General features: G+C 68.0%; 17 protein-coding genes. 13 read left to right on the top strand and 4 right to left on the bottom strand.

Translation table 11 applies throughout. The annotated features are described in order from the left end of the window. The first annotated feature begins 33 nt into the window (after positions 1–33). The 6 genes from sufD to ACFYX0_RS02200 all read left to right on the top strand — a co-directional run bounded on the left by sufD (position 34) and on the right by ACFYX0_RS02200 (position 4,468). Positions 34–1,218 (top strand): Fe-S cluster assembly protein SufD, encoded by a 1,185-nt coding sequence (gene sufD / locus ACFYX0_RS02225; protein ID WP_355903500.1) that lies wholly within the window; start codon positions 34–36, stop codon positions 1,216–1,218. Beyond that, on the top strand, positions 1,215–1,544 hold the full coding sequence (locus ACFYX0_RS02220; RefSeq protein WP_311699442.1) for a non-heme iron oxygenase ferredoxin subunit: 330 nt from the start codon (positions 1,215–1,217) through the stop codon (positions 1,542–1,544). The genes sufD and ACFYX0_RS02220 overlap by 4 nt, the downstream gene beginning before the upstream one ends. 7 nt (positions 1,545–1,551) lie before the next feature. Continuing rightward, the gene (sufC, locus tag ACFYX0_RS02215) at positions 1,552–2,316 is read left to right on the top strand and encodes a Fe-S cluster assembly ATPase SufC (RefSeq protein WP_311699443.1); all 765 of its coding nucleotides are present in this window, start codon (positions 1,552–1,554) and stop codon (positions 2,314–2,316) included. After that, positions 2,313–3,569, top strand: a complete 1,257-nt coding sequence (locus ACFYX0_RS02210; RefSeq protein ID WP_355903496.1) for a cysteine desulfurase — start codon at positions 2,313–2,315, stop codon at positions 3,567–3,569. The genes sufC and ACFYX0_RS02210 overlap by 4 nt, the downstream gene beginning before the upstream one ends. 99 nt (positions 3,570–3,668) lie before the next feature. Further along, complete coding sequence (gene sufU, locus ACFYX0_RS02205; RefSeq protein WP_355903493.1) at positions 3,669–4,136, top strand: Fe-S cluster assembly sulfur transfer protein SufU; 468 nt, start codon at positions 3,669–3,671, stop codon at positions 4,134–4,136. Then, positions 4,133–4,468, top strand: a complete 336-nt coding sequence (locus ACFYX0_RS02200; RefSeq protein WP_355903490.1) for a metal-sulfur cluster assembly factor — start codon at positions 4,133–4,135, stop codon at positions 4,466–4,468. Before sufU ends, ACFYX0_RS02200 begins: the two co-directional genes overlap by 4 nt. A 103-nt stretch (positions 4,469–4,571) precedes the next feature. Here the strand turns inward: ACFYX0_RS02200 and ACFYX0_RS02195 are convergent, their stop codons facing one another. Further along, complete coding sequence (locus ACFYX0_RS02195; RefSeq protein ID WP_388965381.1) at positions 4,572–5,435, bottom strand: AbfB domain-containing protein; 864 nt, start codon at positions 5,433–5,435, stop codon at positions 4,572–4,574. A 495-nt stretch (positions 5,436–5,930) separates the two neighbouring features. On the opposite strand from ACFYX0_RS02195, the gene ACFYX0_RS02190 reads away from it, so the two are divergent. From ACFYX0_RS02190 to dapD, 3 genes are all read left to right on the top strand, one after another. Continuing rightward, complete coding sequence (locus ACFYX0_RS02190) at positions 5,931–6,251, top strand: multidrug efflux SMR transporter (protein WP_311699448.1); 321 nt, start codon at positions 5,931–5,933, stop codon at positions 6,249–6,251. Continuing rightward, a complete protein-coding gene (locus tag ACFYX0_RS02185; protein ID WP_388965379.1) occupies positions 6,251–6,790 on the top strand; it encodes a TetR/AcrR family transcriptional regulator in 540 nt (179 codons plus the stop codon). The genes ACFYX0_RS02190 and ACFYX0_RS02185 overlap by 1 nt, the downstream gene beginning before the upstream one ends. A 97-nt stretch (positions 6,791–6,887) precedes the next feature. After that, positions 6,888–7,877 (top strand): 2,3,4,5-tetrahydropyridine-2,6-dicarboxylate N-succinyltransferase, encoded by a 990-nt coding sequence (gene dapD, locus ACFYX0_RS02180; RefSeq protein WP_388965376.1) that lies wholly within the window; start codon positions 6,888–6,890, stop codon positions 7,875–7,877. A 288-nt stretch (positions 7,878–8,165) separates the two neighbouring features. On the opposite strand, the gene ACFYX0_RS02175 is transcribed toward dapD, so the two are convergent. After that, complete coding sequence (locus ACFYX0_RS02175) at positions 8,166–8,639, bottom strand: GIY-YIG nuclease family protein (protein WP_388965373.1); 474 nt, start codon at positions 8,637–8,639, stop codon at positions 8,166–8,168. Between the two features lie 413 nt (positions 8,640–9,052). On the opposite strand from ACFYX0_RS02175, the gene ACFYX0_RS02170 reads away from it, so the two are divergent. After that, on the top strand, positions 9,053–9,175 hold the full coding sequence (locus ACFYX0_RS02170; RefSeq protein WP_388965371.1) for a hypothetical protein: 123 nt from the start codon (positions 9,053–9,055) through the stop codon (positions 9,173–9,175). Positions 9,176–10,600: 1,425 nt separating this feature from the next. Here the strand turns inward: ACFYX0_RS02170 and ACFYX0_RS02165 are convergent. Next, positions 10,601–11,608 (bottom strand): DUF1259 domain-containing protein, encoded by a 1,008-nt coding sequence (locus tag ACFYX0_RS02165; protein ID WP_388965369.1) that lies wholly within the window; start codon positions 11,606–11,608, stop codon positions 10,601–10,603. Between the two features lie 619 nt (positions 11,609–12,227). Here ACFYX0_RS02165 and ACFYX0_RS02160 point away from each other — a divergent pair. Continuing rightward, positions 12,228–13,022 carry an NUDIX domain-containing protein gene (locus ACFYX0_RS02160; RefSeq protein WP_388965367.1) on the top strand — a complete coding sequence of 265 codons (795 nt, stop codon included), beginning with the start codon at positions 12,228–12,230 and terminating at the stop codon, positions 13,020–13,022. On the opposite strand, the gene ACFYX0_RS02155 is transcribed toward ACFYX0_RS02160, so the two are convergent. Further along, complete coding sequence (locus ACFYX0_RS02155; protein WP_388965364.1) at positions 13,006–14,139, bottom strand: XRE family transcriptional regulator; 1,134 nt, start codon at positions 14,137–14,139, stop codon at positions 13,006–13,008. The two genes, ACFYX0_RS02160 and ACFYX0_RS02155, sit on opposite strands and share 17 nt — an antisense overlap. Before the next feature lie 335 nt (positions 14,140–14,474). Here ACFYX0_RS02155 and ACFYX0_RS02150 point away from each other — a divergent pair, with 335 nt between their 5' ends. Together ACFYX0_RS02150 and ACFYX0_RS02145 are read left to right on the top strand one after the other, a co-directional pair. Further along, on the top strand, positions 14,475–14,831 hold the full coding sequence (locus ACFYX0_RS02150; protein WP_388965361.1) for a hypothetical protein: 357 nt from the start codon (positions 14,475–14,477) through the stop codon (positions 14,829–14,831). Between the two features lie 2 nt (positions 14,832–14,833). Continuing rightward, a partial coding sequence (locus ACFYX0_RS02145) for an FtsK/SpoIIIE domain-containing protein (RefSeq protein ID WP_388965358.1) occupies positions 14,834–15,960 on the top strand: 1,127 nt, incomplete at its 3' end.

Here is a 15,960-nt window from a genome sequence, read left to right as displayed (position 1 = left end):
TTTCTGACGTAGGAAGAGAGCAGACCGACAGCCATGGCTGAGGCTCAGAACATCCCCGTGGGCTCCACCACCGCGGGCCAGATCGCGGTCGCCGCCGAGTCGACCGTCGCCACGCGCATGAGTGCGCCGCCGTCCTTCGACGTGGCGGACTTCCCGGTGCCGCACGGCCGCGAGGAGGAATGGCGGTTCACGCCGCTGGAGCGCCTGCGTGGTCTGCACGACGGCACCGCCGTCGCGAACGGCGACGGCGTGAAGGTGACCGTCGAGGCCCCCGAGGGCGTCACCGTCGAGACCGTCGGCCGTGACGACGCCCGGCTCGGCAAGGCGGGCACCCCGGTGGACCGCGTCGCCGCCCAGGCGTACTCCGTCTTCGAGCAGGCCTCGGTCGTCACCGTGCCGAAGGAGACCGTCCTCACCGAGCCGATCCGTATCGCCGTGCACGGCCAGGGCGGCACCGCCTTCGGCCACCAGGTGATCGAGCTCGGCGCCTTCGCCGAGGCCGTCGTGGTCATCGACCACACCGGTGACGCGGTGCTCTCCGCCAACGTCGACTACCTGCTGGGCGACGGCGCCAAGCTGACCGTCGTCTCCGTCCAGGACTGGGACGACAAGGCGGTGCACGCGGCCCAGCACAACGCGCTGATCGGCCGGGACGCCTCCTTCAAGTCGGTCGTCGTGACCTTCGGCGGCGACGTGGTGCGCATCAACCCGCGTGTGACCTACGCGGGCACCGGCGGCGAGGCCGAGCTGTTCGGGCTCTACTTCACCGACAAGGGCCAGCACCAGGAGCACCGGCTCTTCGTCGACCACAACACCCCGCACTGCAAGTCGAACGTCGTCTACAAGGGCGCGCTCCAGGGCGACGACGCGCACGCCGTGTGGATCGGCGACGTGCTCATCGAGGCCAAGGCCGAGGGCACCGACACGTACGAGATGAACCGCAACCTCGTGCTGACCGACGGCGCCCGCGTCGACTCGGTCCCCAACCTGGAGATCGAGACCGGCGAGATCGTCGGCGCCGGCCACGCCAGCGCCACCGGCCGCTTCGACGACGAGCAGCTCTTCTACCTGATGGCCCGCGGTATCCCGGAGCACGAGGCCCGCCGTCTGGTGGTGCGCGGCTTCTTCGCCGAGCTGGTCCAGCAGATCGGCGTCGCGGACATCGAGGAGCGGCTGCTCGCCAAGATCGAAGAGGAGCTGGAGGCCTCGGTCGCATGACTGACTCGTCGAAGTTCGTACGCGTCTGTGGGCTCAGCGAGCTGGAGGAGGACACCCCGAAGCGGGTGGAACTCGACGGCACGCCGGTCTCCGTCGTGCGCACGGAGGGCGAGGTGTTCGCCATCAACGACATCTGCTCGCACGCCAACGTCTCGCTGTCCGAGGGCGAGGTCGACGACTGCCACATCGAGTGCTGGCTGCACGGCTCGCGCTTCGACCTGCGGTCCGGCAAGCCCGACGCTCTTCCCGCGACGCGCCCCGTCCCCGTATACCCCGTAAAGATCGAAGGGGACGACGTGCTCGTCTCCCTCACCCAGGAGTCCTGAGGCACCCATGGCAACGCTTGAAATCCGAGACCTGCACGTCACCGTCGAGGCCGACAACGCCACGAAGGAGATCCTCAAGGGCGTCGACCTCACCGTGAAGCAGGGCGAGACGCACGCCATCATGGGCCCCAACGGCTCCGGCAAGTCGACCCTCGCCTACTCGCTCGCGGGTCACCCCAAGTACACGATCACCAGCGGCACCGTGCTGCTCGACGGCGAGGACGTCCTGGAGATGTCCGTCGACGAGCGCGCCCGCGCGGGCCTGTTCCTGGCGATGCAGTACCCGGTCGAGGTCCCCGGCGTCTCGGTCTCCAACTTCCTCCGCACCTCCGCCACGGCCGTCCGCGGCGAGGCGCCGAAGCTGCGCACCTGGGTGAAGGAGGTCAAGGAGGCCATGGAGCGTCTCCACATGGACCCCTCCTTCGCCGAGCGCAACGTGAACGAGGGTTTCTCCGGCGGTGAGAAGAAGCGCCACGAGATCCTTCAGCTCGAACTGCTCAAGCCGAAGGTCGCGATCCTCGACGAGACCGACTCGGGTCTGGACGTCGACGCGCTCCGCATCGTCTCCGAGGGCGTCAACCGCGTCCGCGAGACCGGCGAGGTCGGCACCCTGCTGATCACGCACTACACGCGCATCCTGCGCTACATCAAGCCCGACTTCGTCCACGTCTTCTCCGGCGGGCGGATCGTCGAGTCCGGCGGTGCCGAGCTCGCCGACAAGCTGGAGGACGAGGGCTACGAGGCGTACACGAAGGGTGGCGTATCCGCGTGACACAGCTGCCGGGCCTCCTCGACACCGAGGCGATCCGCAAGGACTTCCCCGTCCTGGACCGTCTGGTCCACGACGGCAAGAAGCTCGTGTACCTGGACAACGCGGCGACCTCGCACAAGCCGCGCCAGGTGCTCGACGTCCTCAGCGAGTACTACGAGCGCTACAACGCCAACGTCCACCGCGGTGTGCATGTGCTCGCCGAGGAGGCCACGGCGCTGTACGAGGGCGCGCGTGACAAAGTCGCCGAGTTCATCAACGCGCCGAGTCGCGACGAGGTCATCTTCACCAAGAACGCCTCCGAGTCGCTCAACCTCGTGGCGAACATGCTGGGCTGGGCCGACGAGCCCTACCGCGTGGACCGCGACACCGAGATCGTCATCACGGAGATGGAGCACCACTCCAACATCGTCCCGTGGCAGCTGCTCTCGCAGCGCACCGGCGCGAAGCTGAAGTGGTTCGGTCTCACGGACGACGGCCGGCTGGACCTGTCGAACATCGACGAGATCATCACCGAGAAGACGAAGATCGTCTCCTTTGTGCTGGTGTCCAACATCCTGGGCACGGTCAACCCGGTCGAGGCGATAGTCCGCCGCGCCCAGGAGGTCGGTGCGCTGGTGTGCATCGACGCCTCCCAGGCCGCGCCGCACATGCCGCTGGACGTGCAGGCGCTGCAGGCCGACTTCGTGGCCTTCACCGGCCACAAGATGTGCGGCCCGACGGGTATCGGCGTTCTCTGGGGCCGCCAGGAGCTGCTGGAGGACCTTCCTCCGTTCCTGGGCGGCGGAGAGATGATCGAGACGGTGTCGATGCACTCGTCGACGTACGCCCCCGCCCCGCACAAGTTCGAGGCGGGCACCCCGCCGATCGCGCAGGCGGTCGGTCTGGGCGCGGCGATCGACTATCTGACCTCGATCGGCATGGACAAGATCCTCGCCCATGAGCACGCGCTCACCGAGTACGCGGTGAAGCGGCTGGGCGAGGTCCCCGACCTGAAGATCATCGGCCCCACCACGGCCGAGGACCGGGGCGCGGCGATCTCCTTCACGCTGGGTGACATCCACCCGCACGACGTGGGTCAGGTCCTGGACGAGCAGGGCATCGCGGTCCGGGTCGGGCACCACTGCGCCCGTCCCGTCTGCCTGCGGTACGGAATTCCTGCGACCACGCGAGCGTCGTTCTATCTGTACTCCACGCCGGCCGAGATCGACGCACTGGTCGAGGGGCTGGAGCACGTACGGAACTTCTTCGGCTGAAGGGCGTGCTGAGACCGTGCTGAGTTATCCCGGGGGGCAACCCCCGGCCCCCCGGCCGAATGACCACGCAACGGACGACAGGACGCGAGGTTGGTCGCTGTGAAACTGGATTCGATGTACCAGGAAGTCATCCTGGACCACTACAAGCACCCGCACGGGCGTGGTCTCCGGGACGGCGACGCCGAGGTGCACCATGTCAATCCGACCTGCGGCGACGAGATCACGCTGCGTGTGAAGTACGACGGCACGACGATCAAGGACGTTTCGTACGAGGGCCAGGGCTGCTCGATCAGCCAGGCCTCGGCCTCCGTGCTGAACGAACTCCTCGTCGGCAAGGACGTGGCGGAGGCGCAGAAGGTCCAGGAGACCTTCCTGGAGCTGATGCAGTCAAAGGGCAGGATCGAGCCCGACGACGCGATGGAGGACGTCCTGGAGGACGCGGTCGCGTTCGCGGGTGTCTCCAAGTACCCGGCACGGGTCAAGTGCGCCCTCCTGAGCTGGATGGCGTGGAAGGACGCGACGGCCCAGGCCCTGGGCGGGGCCGACGCCGAAAGGAAGACGGCATGAGCGACACCGTGGAGATGAAGCCGGTCTCGGAGGATGAGCTCCGCGAGGCCCTGATGGACGTCGTCGACCCCGAGCTGGGCATCGACGTCGTCAACCTCGGGCTGATCTACGGCATCCACATCGACGAGTCGGCCAACATCGCCACCGTCGACATGACCCTGACCTCGGCGGCCTGCCCGCTGACGGACGTCATCGAGGACCAGGCCAAGTCCGCCACGGACGGTCTGGTGAGCGAGCTGCGGATCAACTGGGTCTGGATGCCGCCGTGGGGTCCCGACAAGATCACGGACGATGGCCGTGAGCAGCTTCGGGCGCTCGGCTTCAACGTCTGAGCTCCCCCGACCTCTCCGAGGTCGCCCTGACCCCTGAGCTCCTTTCGGCCTTCCCGGCCGCGGAGAACGGCGACGCCCGACGGGCGTCGCCGTTTCCTGTTGTTCAGCTCAGGCCGTCCACCAGCCGGAACGCGGAGTCCGCCCGGTAGAGGTCGCTGTTCTGGTTCGGATCCAGCTTGAGCCGGAAGTTCCGGTGGCGCAGGAAACGACCCGGATAGTTCACCGACTCCAGCATGACCGCGCCGGGGTAGGACGAGACACGGGGACAGAAGGTGGCGTCCTGCGCGAAGAGCGCGGAGCGGTCGTCGGCCTCGGCCCGCAGCAGGAAGTCGCGGTGCCGCAGATAGGTGCCGTCGGCCGTGGCGAAGGAGTAGCACGAGTCATCGGCCAGCCCCTTCACCAGTTTGAAGGTCGCGGCACGCTGGGCGGAGGCGGAACCGGCCGGGTCCAGCCGCACGATGTCGCCGCTCACCTGCCAGTAGCGGTCCGGGTAGTTGACCGACCGGACCGAGCGCCAGGTGGCGGACGACGTGGACGTGCCGGGCTTGCCGGAGGAGGCCGGCGCGCCGCCCTTCGACGGATGGGTGGCGGACCCCGATCCGGCCGTGGGCGTCGCGGGCGACGCGGAGGCCGATCCGTCCACCGAGGCCGACGACCGGACGGAGGTCATGCCGCTCTTTCCGCTGGGGGCCGCCACGGGGGCGGCGGGCAGCGTGAAGCCGAGCCCGTCCGGGCCGCTCAGCGCGACCGCGGTGTCCCCGTCGCTGCCGGGTGACGGGCCGTCAGTGTTCCTGTCCAGCAAGGAGATCGCCAGCGTGCTGGAGGAGAAGACGGCCACGGCTATCAGGCCGGCCGCCCAGAGCCGGCGGCTCCCGGGCGTGCGGGGCTCGCCGGGGGCCACGCCTGTCTCCCAGACGGGGGGGTGGGCGGGGCGGTCAGGGGTGAGTGGGGGGTTCTGTTCTGGCATGCGCGGTTCCCTCGGCGTCGCCTGACGGCGTACGCGGAATCGTCGAGTGGGTGTGACCCAACAGGGGAGCAGGGGAAAGGCAGAGGCGACCCGGTCACGGGCGCGCGGAAGGGCGGCGGCCGTGGACACCGGGTGGGTAACCGGTGAAACAGTAGTGGACATGACCGGTCGGTAGCACCCTCTTAGAGAGCGGTTTCTCCATGCTGTGATCTGTGCGTCCGGGCAGTGGATGAACGGCTGTTGACGCTGTGTCAGACAATCCTGCGCGAGGCCGCGTCGGCCGCTGCTCTCGCGCGCCCACGGCTGCGCGCAGGGCCGAGGCGGGCTGCGCGTCGACCCGGGGTGGAAGGGCTGTGGACGGGGCTGCGGGCGGGTTCGTGGATGGGGCCGTGGACGGGGCCGTGGACGGGGGCCTGGGCGGGGGCGTTGATGGGGTGTGGATGGGGGTGTGACGGGATGTGTACGGCCGTACATATCGCGCGTACACTCGTACACATGGGATACGCGTTCCTCGCCGGGGCGATAGCTGCCGAAGTCGCCGCCACCACCGCCATGAAGTACAGCGAGGGCTTCAGCAAGCTGGGGCCGTCCCTGGTGACCCTCCTCGGGTACATCGTGTCCTTCGCGCTGCTCGCCCAGTGTCTGAAGACCCTGTCGATCGGCACGGCCTACGCGATCTGGGCAGGGGTCGGCACCGCGACCGTGGCCGCCCTCGGCCTGGTGCTCTTCGGGGAGGGGCTGGGTCTCGCGAAGATCGCCGGCATCGTGCTGATCGTCGGCGGGGTGGTGGTCCTGAACCTCGGAGGTGCTCACTGATGCCCCGGCGCTACGACCCCGAGCGGCGGCAGCGGATCGTGGACGCGGCGATCCGGGTGGTGGGGAAGAAGGGCCTGGCCGGACTGAGCCACCGCTCCGTCGCCGCCGAGGCCGACGTGCCGCTCGGCTCCACGACGTACCACTTCAAGACCCTCGACGAGCTGATGGTCGCCGCACTGCGGCAGACGAACGAGGGTTTCGCCAAGGCCCTCGCCGACAGCGGTCTGCCGCAGTCCACGGATAGCGATCTCGCGGCTGACCTCGCCCATGCCCTGGGGACGTGGCTGGGCGGCGACCGAACGGGCGTGGAGCTGGAGTACGAGCTGTACCTCGCGGCCCTGCGCCGGCCCGCCCTGCGCCCGGTCGCCGCGGAGTGGACGGAGGAGACGGCCGAGCGGCTGTCCCACCGCACCGACCCGGTCACCGCGCGGGCGCTGCTCGCGCTGATGGACGGGATCTGTCTCCAGGTGCTGCTGACGGGGGCGGAGTACGACGAGGAGTACGCGCGCGAGATGCTCCGACGGGTGCTGGAGGGCTGACTCTCGTGGGCGCCCGGTGCGCGGTGCCGGGCCCGGCTCGTGAGACGGCTCGTTCACCGGTTCGCCCGCGCGCCCCCCGCCACGTTAGGTTTCCCTCATGACCGACACGACTGCTCCTCGCACCACCGGTGCCGTGGCCGCCGGCCTCGCCACCATCGCCACCGACGGCACCGTTCTCGACACCTGGTTCCCCGCGCCCGAGCTGGCCGCCGAGCCCGGCCCGTCCGGCACCGAGCGGCTGTCGCCCGAGCATGCCGTGGAACTGCTCGGCGAAGGCGCCGCGCGGGCGATCGGCCCGGACGCCCGCCGGGGCGTCGAGGTGATCGCGGTCCGCACGGTCATCGCCTCCGTCGACGACAAGCCGATCGACGCGCACGACGTCTATCTGCGCCTGCACCTGCTCTCGCACCGCCTGGTCAAGCCGCACGGCCTGAGCCTGGACGGCATGTTCGGCTTCCTCGCCAACGTCGTCTGGACCTCGCTCGGCCCGGTCGCCGTCGACGACGTCGAGAAGGTGCGCCTCACCGCCCGCGCCGAGGGCCTGCACCTCCAGGTGACGTCCGTCGACAAGTTCCCGCGCATGACGGACTACGTCCTCCCGAAGGGCGTCCGGATCGCCGACGCCGACCGGGTGCGTCTCGGTGCCCACCTGGCCGAGGGCACGACGGTCATGCACGAGGGCTTTGTGAACTTCAACGCCGGCACGCTCGGCACCTCCATGGTCGAGGGCCGTATCTCCGCGGGCGTCGTGGTCGGCGACGGTTCGGACATCGGCGGCGGCGCGTCCACCATGGGCACGCTCTCCGGCGGCGGCAACGTGATCATCTCCATCGGGGAGCGCTGCCTGATCGGCGCGGAGGCGGGCGTCGGCATCGCCCTCGGCGACGAGTGCGTCGTCGAGGCCGGCCTGTACGTCACCGCCGGCACCCGGGTGACCATGCCCGACGGCCAGATCGTCAAGGCCCGTGAACTCTCCGGCGCCTCCAACATCCTCTTCCGCCGCAACTCGGTCACGGGCGCGGTCGAGGCCCGCCCGAACAACGCGGTCTGGGGCGGCCTGAACGAGATCCTGCACAGCCACAACTGACCATGGGCGGCCGTGACGTGCGGCCGCCTCATCGATCAGCGCTCTGACCTGCCGTTGAGCTGTCGGCAGTTGTCGACGTTGGTCATCGTTGAGCGCCCTTTCACGGCCCCAGGACGGCCCGGGAGGGCGCTCATGCGTTGGGAGATACACCGCCTTGTAAGTTCGTTCTCTGGGTCAGGCGACCTCCGGGAACGGATCCTCGCGGCTGCCCGATACTCCAGCCCGAGCCGCCGTCGTCCGCTCTGGTTCGGCGCCGTTGATGTCAGCTGGTGATGTCAGCCGGACGCTCTACGCGCTGATGGGCAGTGCTCTCGCCCGCTCACGCGCTCTGGCGCGCAGCTCCTTGAGACGGTCGTGGAAGCCGTTGTGGCGGTTCTGGTCGAGGTTCAGCGGCAGGTCGAGCTGGGAGATGAGCTCCGACTCCATCGTCCACGGCTCGTGGTGCTCCAGCCAGCACACTTGTGCGTTGTCGGCCATCCACTGACTGAGGACGGCCTCTCCGGCCTTGCCGAAGGTCAGGCGGGTCCCGTTGCCGACACGACGCAGCTCCAGGCCTAGGAGGCAACCGAGGGTGAGGCGAAGGGTTGAGCCGGCCGCGTTGCCCCGATAGTGGTAACGCACGCGCTTCCGCAGGTTCTGAGTGCTGGTCCGGTTCGACATGGGGCGCGGAGCTATACCGACGTAGAGCAGTCGTTCGGAGCCCAGGTCCGGGTGGGGCGACTCCTTGAAATGCCACCCGTAGACCCCGGCCGCGGCCGGCACCGGGCTCGGCCTCGCCAAGACCTCTCGGGCCGACCACAGTCGGTCAGGACGGGTAAGGGCGGTAGCGTCCACAGAGCCTCCAACGTCAAGCGCACCACGGCGCAGGCTACTGGCAGGCCAATCATCGTTGGGTGGCTTCGTGGAGCCTCGGACGGCTCAGAGACGGCCGTGGATTGCCCCGTGCACCTTTCCAGCTGCCCAACCGACTAATGTGCTGCCCCATGAGATGTCCCCGTTGCGGGAACCTGCTGGAGGGCTCCGACGGCGAGTTGGTCTGCCGGGTTGGAGGCATGGAACTGTCCCGGACCGTCCAGCAGGAGCTCGCCGAGTGGGTCACTTGCGATGGCGGTCCGGAACCCCCGTCATCCTTTCGATGGGGCGGACTCTGGCACTGCCCAGCCGACGGTACGCGTATGCACGAGGAACAGGGGCGGGTGAGCTGCCCGGAATGCGAACGCCATCTGTCGCGTCGTCTGCTGTACCAACTGATCGAGTTCCACGTGCACGGTCCAGTCGCGGAGAAGGACGACTCCTAAGGCTCCGCTCAGCCGGTCGCCCGGTCGCCGAGTTGGAACAGAAGCCGAAGAAGTGACGGGCCGGGTCTCTGACCTGCGGCCGTGCAATCGATCAACGCTGCGACCTGCGACTAACCGTCGGTGGTTGTCAGCGTTGGTCGTCGTCGGCCGCCCCCGGACGGCCCACAGACGGCCCAGCGCTCACAAGCGCCTGATGCAAGTTGGGCCGTCCGCGGCAACCAAAATCGGTGCAGCAAGGTCTCATGGATATGAGCCCTCGTTTCACGGTGCCGGGTGCGACACACGTCAGCATGGTCCGCCTGCTTGGGGCCAGCACGGTCATGATCGGTGCGCTTGCTGGGTGCACGACCCAGCCGACAGTATGTGCGGCCTCGGCGGTATATGCGTTTCCCTCCGTCCAACTAAACGTCTCGGCTTGGACGCGATCGCACCCGCAGGCGACAATGCGAGCCTGCGCCGGCACTCACTGCGTTTCGTACCCAGGCGGGGTTGTCGGAGCGCACCTGCACGTCCCGACTTCACCCGGCACCGACCCACGCCGCATAGTGCCAATCACCCTCACCGCGGACCAGGCCGGACAGCAGGTGCTCCGGACCAACACCTTGGTGCGGCTCGTGCACCACACCACGCATGATCCGTGTGGATCACGCGACTGGTGGACAGCGTCGGTCACCCTCACCGCGACGGGAAAGCTCCAGCCCGGCTGATTGTCGGCGCCTAGAGCCCCAGTTTGGAAGACGCCGTATGCGGGTGGCGGCTGACTTGCGAAGTCGCTGACCTGGGCCGGAGCGTGGTCGGCGCCGCTGTTCCCCGTGAGTCCCCGCTGCGTCCCGTCAGAACGGGCACGCAACGGGCACGGTCCGGGCTCGAACTACAAGTGCGGGGCAACGATCAGGACTGTGAAGAGCAGTGTTGGCCAGAAGACGGCCAGCAGACTAATGAGGCACCCGAAGGGAAGAGCCTTACGCGGTTGTGTCCCCTTGGACACTGCGAGCACCGTGGCTACGACCGCCAGGACAGCAGCGAGCATCAACAGCAAACAGATTGCGACGCCCCCACCCATAAGATTCCCCTCGCTCAAGATCGAAGCCTATGACTCACATGCGCCGCGTGGTGCCTCGGGGCCGTGCGCCGCCCATCAGTGAGGACGGCGCACCGCGCCCGATGCACGCTTTGAGGTCTGGCCTCATCCCTATCAGGTCGATCACGGGGACTCAGCGATGTCCATCAACTCGCGCTGAGCCTCGGCTGATCGTCCGGTGAAGTCCGGCGCTGATCGCTGCTGTACGCGCCTGTTGGTGTCAGCCGCTGATGTCAGCCACCGCATGTGGTCTTGACAGATGCGCCCCCCACTGCCGTACCGCCAGGGTGGAAACCGTCCAGGGCCTCTGGCTTGGGGTTTCCTCGACGGACGGGGTTGATGTGTCAGGTGGTGGGCTTGACGAGGTTGGTCACGTCGAGTGCTTGGCGGATGGCCTTGGCGAGGCGTGTGCCGTCGCCGGTGGCCCAGAAGTGCAGGTAGAACAGGCGTGGCTGGTCGTTCAGCATGTGGTTGTGGATCTCGACGATGTCGATGCCGCCGCGCCGTAGGGCGCGGATGACCTTGTTCACCTCGTCGGCGGTCATGACGAAGTCGCCGTTGATTGCGGCCTTGCGCTTGCCGAGGGGCTGGAAGTTGACCGCGGTGCTGATGCCCAGGGCTGGGGGCAGGATGTGCGTGCCGTCGGTGACGGCGTCCTGGCGGGGGATGGAGAACTTGTAGATGCCTCCGTCGGCGGTGCCCTTGCGGCCCATAGCGCTGTCGATGGCGGTGGTGTCCAGGTCGATGCGGGGCTGAGTAGGCTTTGTCGGCGAGGTGGCCGGGGTGCTCGTGGCCGCGAGGGCTTCCTTGAGGCCGCGGGCAAGGGTGACGGGGTCGCCCATCCCGTGGATGTGGGTCCACCAGACGGCGGGGGACTGCTGCAGGAGGTGCTTGTGGAGTCCTGTCTGCTCGATGCCGGCCTTCTGCAGGGCGTCCGTGACCCTTTGCAGTTCGTCCTCGGTGACCACAAGGTCGCCCATCACCATGGCGCCGTCGCGGTACTTGGCGAAGTTCGCGTACCCGCCGAGCGCGAGACCCGCTTTGATGGCCACGCCCTTGCTGGTGATTTTAAGGTCGGTGCGGGGCAGCGCGACGTGGTAGACGGTCCCGCCCATCAGCGATCCGGTACGACCGAGGGCGTCGGCGACCGGCTTCCAGTCGGACGCCTCGGTAAACAGGGGGGCGGCGGCCTGCGAGGTGGGACCTGTGTCTCCCCCGGACATGGCGGTCTGTAGGGCCTTTGCGGTGGCCGACGTCCCCATGAGGCTGGGACCGACCGAGATCAGCGTGGAGGTTGTCAGCAGAGCCAGTGCCAGCGTGCCGGGCTTGAGTGAACGCCATGTGCGAGACACGGAGCCTCCTTTCGAATACCACCCCCTTACTTAAAGTAACTGTGCGGCTGCAAGTCGTCGCAGTAGGTGTAGCGTTTGGGTGAATCGGGTGACTGCCGCCGACCTCAGCCAGGACGGCAGCAGCCAGTTCCGACCTGCGCGTTCACCACGCGGTCGGCTCCACGGCTTTTGGGCGGGAGCTGCCTTGGCGCGAGTGATCATGGCCCCTTACGCTGACCCGCGAATCGGGCAGGCTTGTGAACCTGCCCGTTAGTGCCCGATGTGGGGCCATGATCTTCGAGGCTCGCGCCAAGGTGGCTGCCTAAAAGCCGTGGAGCCGACCGCCCCAGCCACGACGTGTTCTGACCTCATGCTCCGTGTGCCTACCTGTTGGGCGGGAGCGGGCGGCCGGCGGTGCCGAGCGGGGCGGAGACATAAGCGCGGGCGCCGCCGGCCGCCCGCGCCCGCCCGGAGGAGCGAAGCGACGACGGGTGCTTGATGAAGTAGGGAAAGTCTTACCGCGCCCGTCGGTGATCGTCGGTGATCGCCGCGATCGGTTCGTGCCTACTCATGCGTGTAGCTACACGGCTAGGCTTGTGCTCGGCCGACCTAACAGGACGCAGGGGAGCGTGCGCGCGGGATGGGACCAAAGTCAGAGCGGGTCTACCGCACGATCCGTGAGTGGATCTCGACGGGGAAGTACCTGCCTGGTTCCAAGATCCCTTCGGAGCGAACGCTGTCCGAAGAGCTGGGCATTGGCCGCACAGCGCTGCGTCAGGTGCTCGCGAAGCTCGTCGCCGAGGGCGTCATCGAGGTGCACGGCCGCAGCTCCTACCGGGTGCCGGATCGGTCCGTGACCACGGAAGTGCCAGTGGACCTCGAGCCGTGGCAGATCCATGGTGAGCGCACCCTGTACGACAACCACTGGGTGAAACTCAGCCTCGTCGACGTCCAACCGCCCGGAGTCGAACGCTTCGAGCATCACGTCGTGAAGCTGCACCGTGTGGCGATCGCGGCCGTCCTCGACGACCAGGACCGTGTGCTCATGATGTGGCGCTACCGCTTCGTTCCTGACTCCTTCGGCTGGGAACTCCCGGGCGGCATCGTCGAGGACGGTGAAGAGCCCACGCAGACCGCGCTGCGTGAGGTCGAGGAAGAGACCGGCTGGCGGCCGGAGGGCCTTGAGCACGTGGTCACCTACCAACCCATGGTCGGCATGGTCGACTCGCCACACGAGATCTTCGTAGGCGAGGGCGCCAAGCTCGTCGGGGAGCCGACGGACCTCGAAGAGGCGGGGCACATCGCCTGGGTGCCTCTCTCGGACATCCCGGGGCTCATGGCACGCGGTGAACTCATGGGTTCGGGAACGCTCGTCGCTCTCCTGCATGTTCTGTCCTCGCGCGGCGCCGGCACTTCGCCTACAACTGCTGCGTGAGCTGCTCGATCCTCCGCCGCTGACGGACTGATCCCGTGCGGTTCGCTATCAAGCGGGCCTGGCGGAGGTGCTCGTGCGCCTGGTCGTACTCGCCGCGGGCCATGTGTGCCTGGGCGAGATCGCAGCGGAGTCCGGCGGACGCCCGTATGAACGTGGAGTCGGCGTTGTCGAGGGCCGTGTAGAGGCTGCCTACCGCCTCGTCGTTGCCGATCAGGGCGAGCGCGTTGCCGCGCCACCTGGTGAGGTGCCCTTCGTTCAGGAAGATGCTCAGCATGTCCGGATCGCGGGCTTCATCGCCTGGCGGGAGAGATCGCGCTGCTTTCTCCAGCGCGCGCTGGCAGTCGTCGGGAAGGCCTGCCCGGGCGCAGATTTCGGCTTCGGCTGCGTACAGCCAGGCGGTGAGGCGTGGGGACATGGTCTTGCCGCCGAGTCGCTGCGCGTCGTGTATCAGCTGCACTGCCATGGGCGCCCGGCCCGCGTCACAGAGCACGTATGCCTGCTCGGCGGTGGCGTGCGCCAGGTACATCGGCTCTTCGGCTTCTTGGGCAGCTCGTTTGCCTAACTCGTAGTGGCGCCAGGCCCGTTCAACGGCTCCGACGTCGAGTGCCTGCCAGGCCGCCAGCGTCGCCGCTCCGGCCAGTGCTCGGGCAACTGGACGTCGGGTTTCTGGCAGCACGGCGAAGGTGAGGGCGTCCTCAAGGGTCGCCAGGTGGGCCGTCATCTGATCGACGAGGCTCGCGGCACCCATCTGCCGGTCCATGGTCCTGAGCAGCTCGGTCTGGTCCATGAATGTGTTCACCATGGTCAGGCTGATACTGCGAGCCGCGTCTATCCGGCCCATGAGGTCGTCGTATCCGTCCGTCATGGTCATCGGCGTCAGCAGCTCGGCCCTGCCGCTGAGTTCGTCGTCAGTGATGCCGAGCAAGGCTCGCAGTATCTTCGCGTAGCGTGCCGAGATGGCGCGTCGGCTGTTCTCCCACTCCGAGACGTACACGCGCAGGCTGGCGGTGGATGCGACGTCGAGCATGTGCTGTCGCGCATAGCGCTCGATCTCTCGGACCAGCCGCTCTTGCGACCACTCCCGTGCGCTCCTTGCTGCCTTGAGTCCGTTCGTCACGTCATGCCGCCCAGCCTGGGTTACAGGGACCTCATTGCAGCATGCCTCACATCAGCGCAGGTCGGCAGGGGTTAACGCGTCAGGTGTTAACCCCTGTTGGCTACCGGGGTGTTGGCGGAGGCGCTTCCCTAGAACTGTCGCAGTAAGGCGAGTTGAGAAGCCATCGCGGCGACACTGCTTGACATCTGGTGCGCACCAGATGCAACCTACTGGTGCGCACCAGTTGGAAGCGCAAATCCCCGCAGCTTTGCTGCGGTCATCGGCCAACGCACGGAAGCGGCGACCCACCGCCAAGCAAGTACGCCGCTCCCGCCCCTCTTCAAGGGAGTTCCATCATGCGTCAGATTCCCGTCGACACCTCCGCCGCGACCGTGATGGTCGCCAAGACCCCGCAGCCGAAGGTCAAGGACCGCCGTACCGGCGAGATCGCCACCGACGTCGAGACCGGAGCGAAGCTGATGACGGTCGATGTGATGTTCGCGGCGAACGACGAGGTCGAGATCCTGTCCGTCACCGTCCCCGAGCCCGGTATCTCCGGTGAGCTGGCGATGGGCACGCCGGTCGCGCTCACGGGCCTGATCGCCCGGCCGTGGGAGAACGACTTCAACGGCCAGAAGCGGCACGGGATCGCGTTCCGCGCGGTCGCGGTCACCTCGCTCGCCGCTGCTGCGTCGAAGCCCAAGGCGGCCTGATCATGACCGCCATCATGGTCACGCTCGTGCTGGTCGTCGCCGCTGCGGGTCTCCTGCGGTGGCGGCGCCCCGCCTGGTACTGGCTGACCTTCGGGGTCACCCTCGCCACGCTGCGGGTCTTGTTCCGCTACGCCTCCGTCATGGATGCCTGCGGGCTGACCATGCCGCCCTCGCGCTGGCGCCTGGCGTTAGCCCGGGCCACCAACCGGCCCGTGCCTGACTCCCGCCCGCCGCGCATCCTGCGCCTCCGACCGACCAGGACCGGCCTGGTCCTGCGGCTCAAGCTCCGTCCGGGGCAGGACGCCTTCGACGTCGCCGCCGCCTCCGACCGGCTGCGCCACTCCTTTGCGATGTACGGCGTCACCTCGCGTGAGGTGCGCTCGGGTGTGGTCGAGGTGCGGATGACCGGCTACGACGTCCTCAAGCGGGTGCAGATGCCCGCCAAGACCGACACCCACCCGATGCGGGTCCCGGTCGCGCTGCGGGAGGACGGCTCGGTTCACTACCGCGACTACCGGGCGATACCGCACGCGCTGACCCTGGGCGCCACCGAGTCCGGGAAGTCGGTCTACCAGCGCAACCTGGTCGCCGGGCTGGCTGCGATGGACGTCGCCCTGGTGGGCATCGACTGCAAACAGGGGGTGGAGCTGTTCCCGCTGGCCCGCCGGTTCTCCGCGCTCGCCGACAACCCTGACACCGCCGCCGAACTCCTCGAAGCCCTCGTGGCCCGTATGGAAGGCGTCTACCAGCTCATCCGCACCGAGCAGCGCATCACCGCAGACGTCCCCGACGCCGAGATCGCCGCCGACATCTGGGACCTGCCCGATCACCTGCGCCCCACCCCGGTCGTGGTCCTGGTCGACGAGGTCGCCGAACTCGCCCTCTTCGCCACCAAGGAGGAGGAGAAGCGACGGGACCGCATCATCACCGCCCTGGTCCGGCTCGCCCAGCTCGGCCGCGCCGCCGGCATCTATCTGGAGATCTGCGGGCAGCGCTTCGGCTCCGAACTCGGCAAGGGCATCACCATGCTCCGCGCCCAGCTCACCGGCCGCACCGCCCACCGCGTCAACGACGAAACCTCAGCGAACATGGCCTTCGGCGACATCTCCCCGGACGCCGTCCTCGCCGC

The organism is Streptomyces sp. NPDC002573, from assembly GCF_042889625.1.
In the GTDB taxonomy this organism is placed as follows: domain Bacteria; phylum Actinomycetota; class Actinomycetes; order Streptomycetales; family Streptomycetaceae; genus Streptomyces; species Streptomyces gibsoniae.
This window is presented reverse-complemented; position numbering and strand designations above follow the sequence as displayed.

Bases quoted from the DNA above. Each gene is read 5' to 3' on its own strand.
- sufD (WP_355903500.1), top strand. From the start codon at position 34: ATGGCTGAGGCTCAGAACATCCCCGTGGGCTCCACCACCGCGGGCCAG.
- ACFYX0_RS02220 (WP_311699442.1), top strand. From the start codon at position 1,215: ATGACTGACTCGTCGAAGTTCGTACGCGTCTGTGGGCTCAGCGAGCTG.
- sufC (WP_311699443.1), top strand. From the start codon at position 1,552: ATGGCAACGCTTGAAATCCGAGACCTGCACGTCACCGTCGAGGCCGAC.
- ACFYX0_RS02200 (WP_355903490.1), top strand. From the start codon at position 4,133: ATGAGCGACACCGTGGAGATGAAGCCGGTCTCGGAGGATGAGCTCCGC.
- ACFYX0_RS02195 (WP_388965381.1), bottom strand. From the start codon at position 5,435: ATGCCAGAACAGAACCCCCCACTCACCCCTGACCGCCCCGCCCACCCC.
- ACFYX0_RS02190 (WP_311699448.1), top strand. From the start codon at position 5,931: ATGGGATACGCGTTCCTCGCCGGGGCGATAGCTGCCGAAGTCGCCGCC.
- ACFYX0_RS02185 (WP_388965379.1), top strand. From the start codon at position 6,251: ATGCCCCGGCGCTACGACCCCGAGCGGCGGCAGCGGATCGTGGACGCG.
- dapD (WP_388965376.1), top strand. From the start codon at position 6,888: ATGACCGACACGACTGCTCCTCGCACCACCGGTGCCGTGGCCGCCGGC.
- ACFYX0_RS02170 (WP_388965371.1), top strand. From the start codon at position 9,053: ATGCACGAGGAACAGGGGCGGGTGAGCTGCCCGGAATGCGAACGCCAT.
- ACFYX0_RS02160 (WP_388965367.1), top strand. From the start codon at position 12,228: ATGGGACCAAAGTCAGAGCGGGTCTACCGCACGATCCGTGAGTGGATC.
- ACFYX0_RS02150 (WP_388965361.1), top strand. From the start codon at position 14,475: ATGCGTCAGATTCCCGTCGACACCTCCGCCGCGACCGTGATGGTCGCC.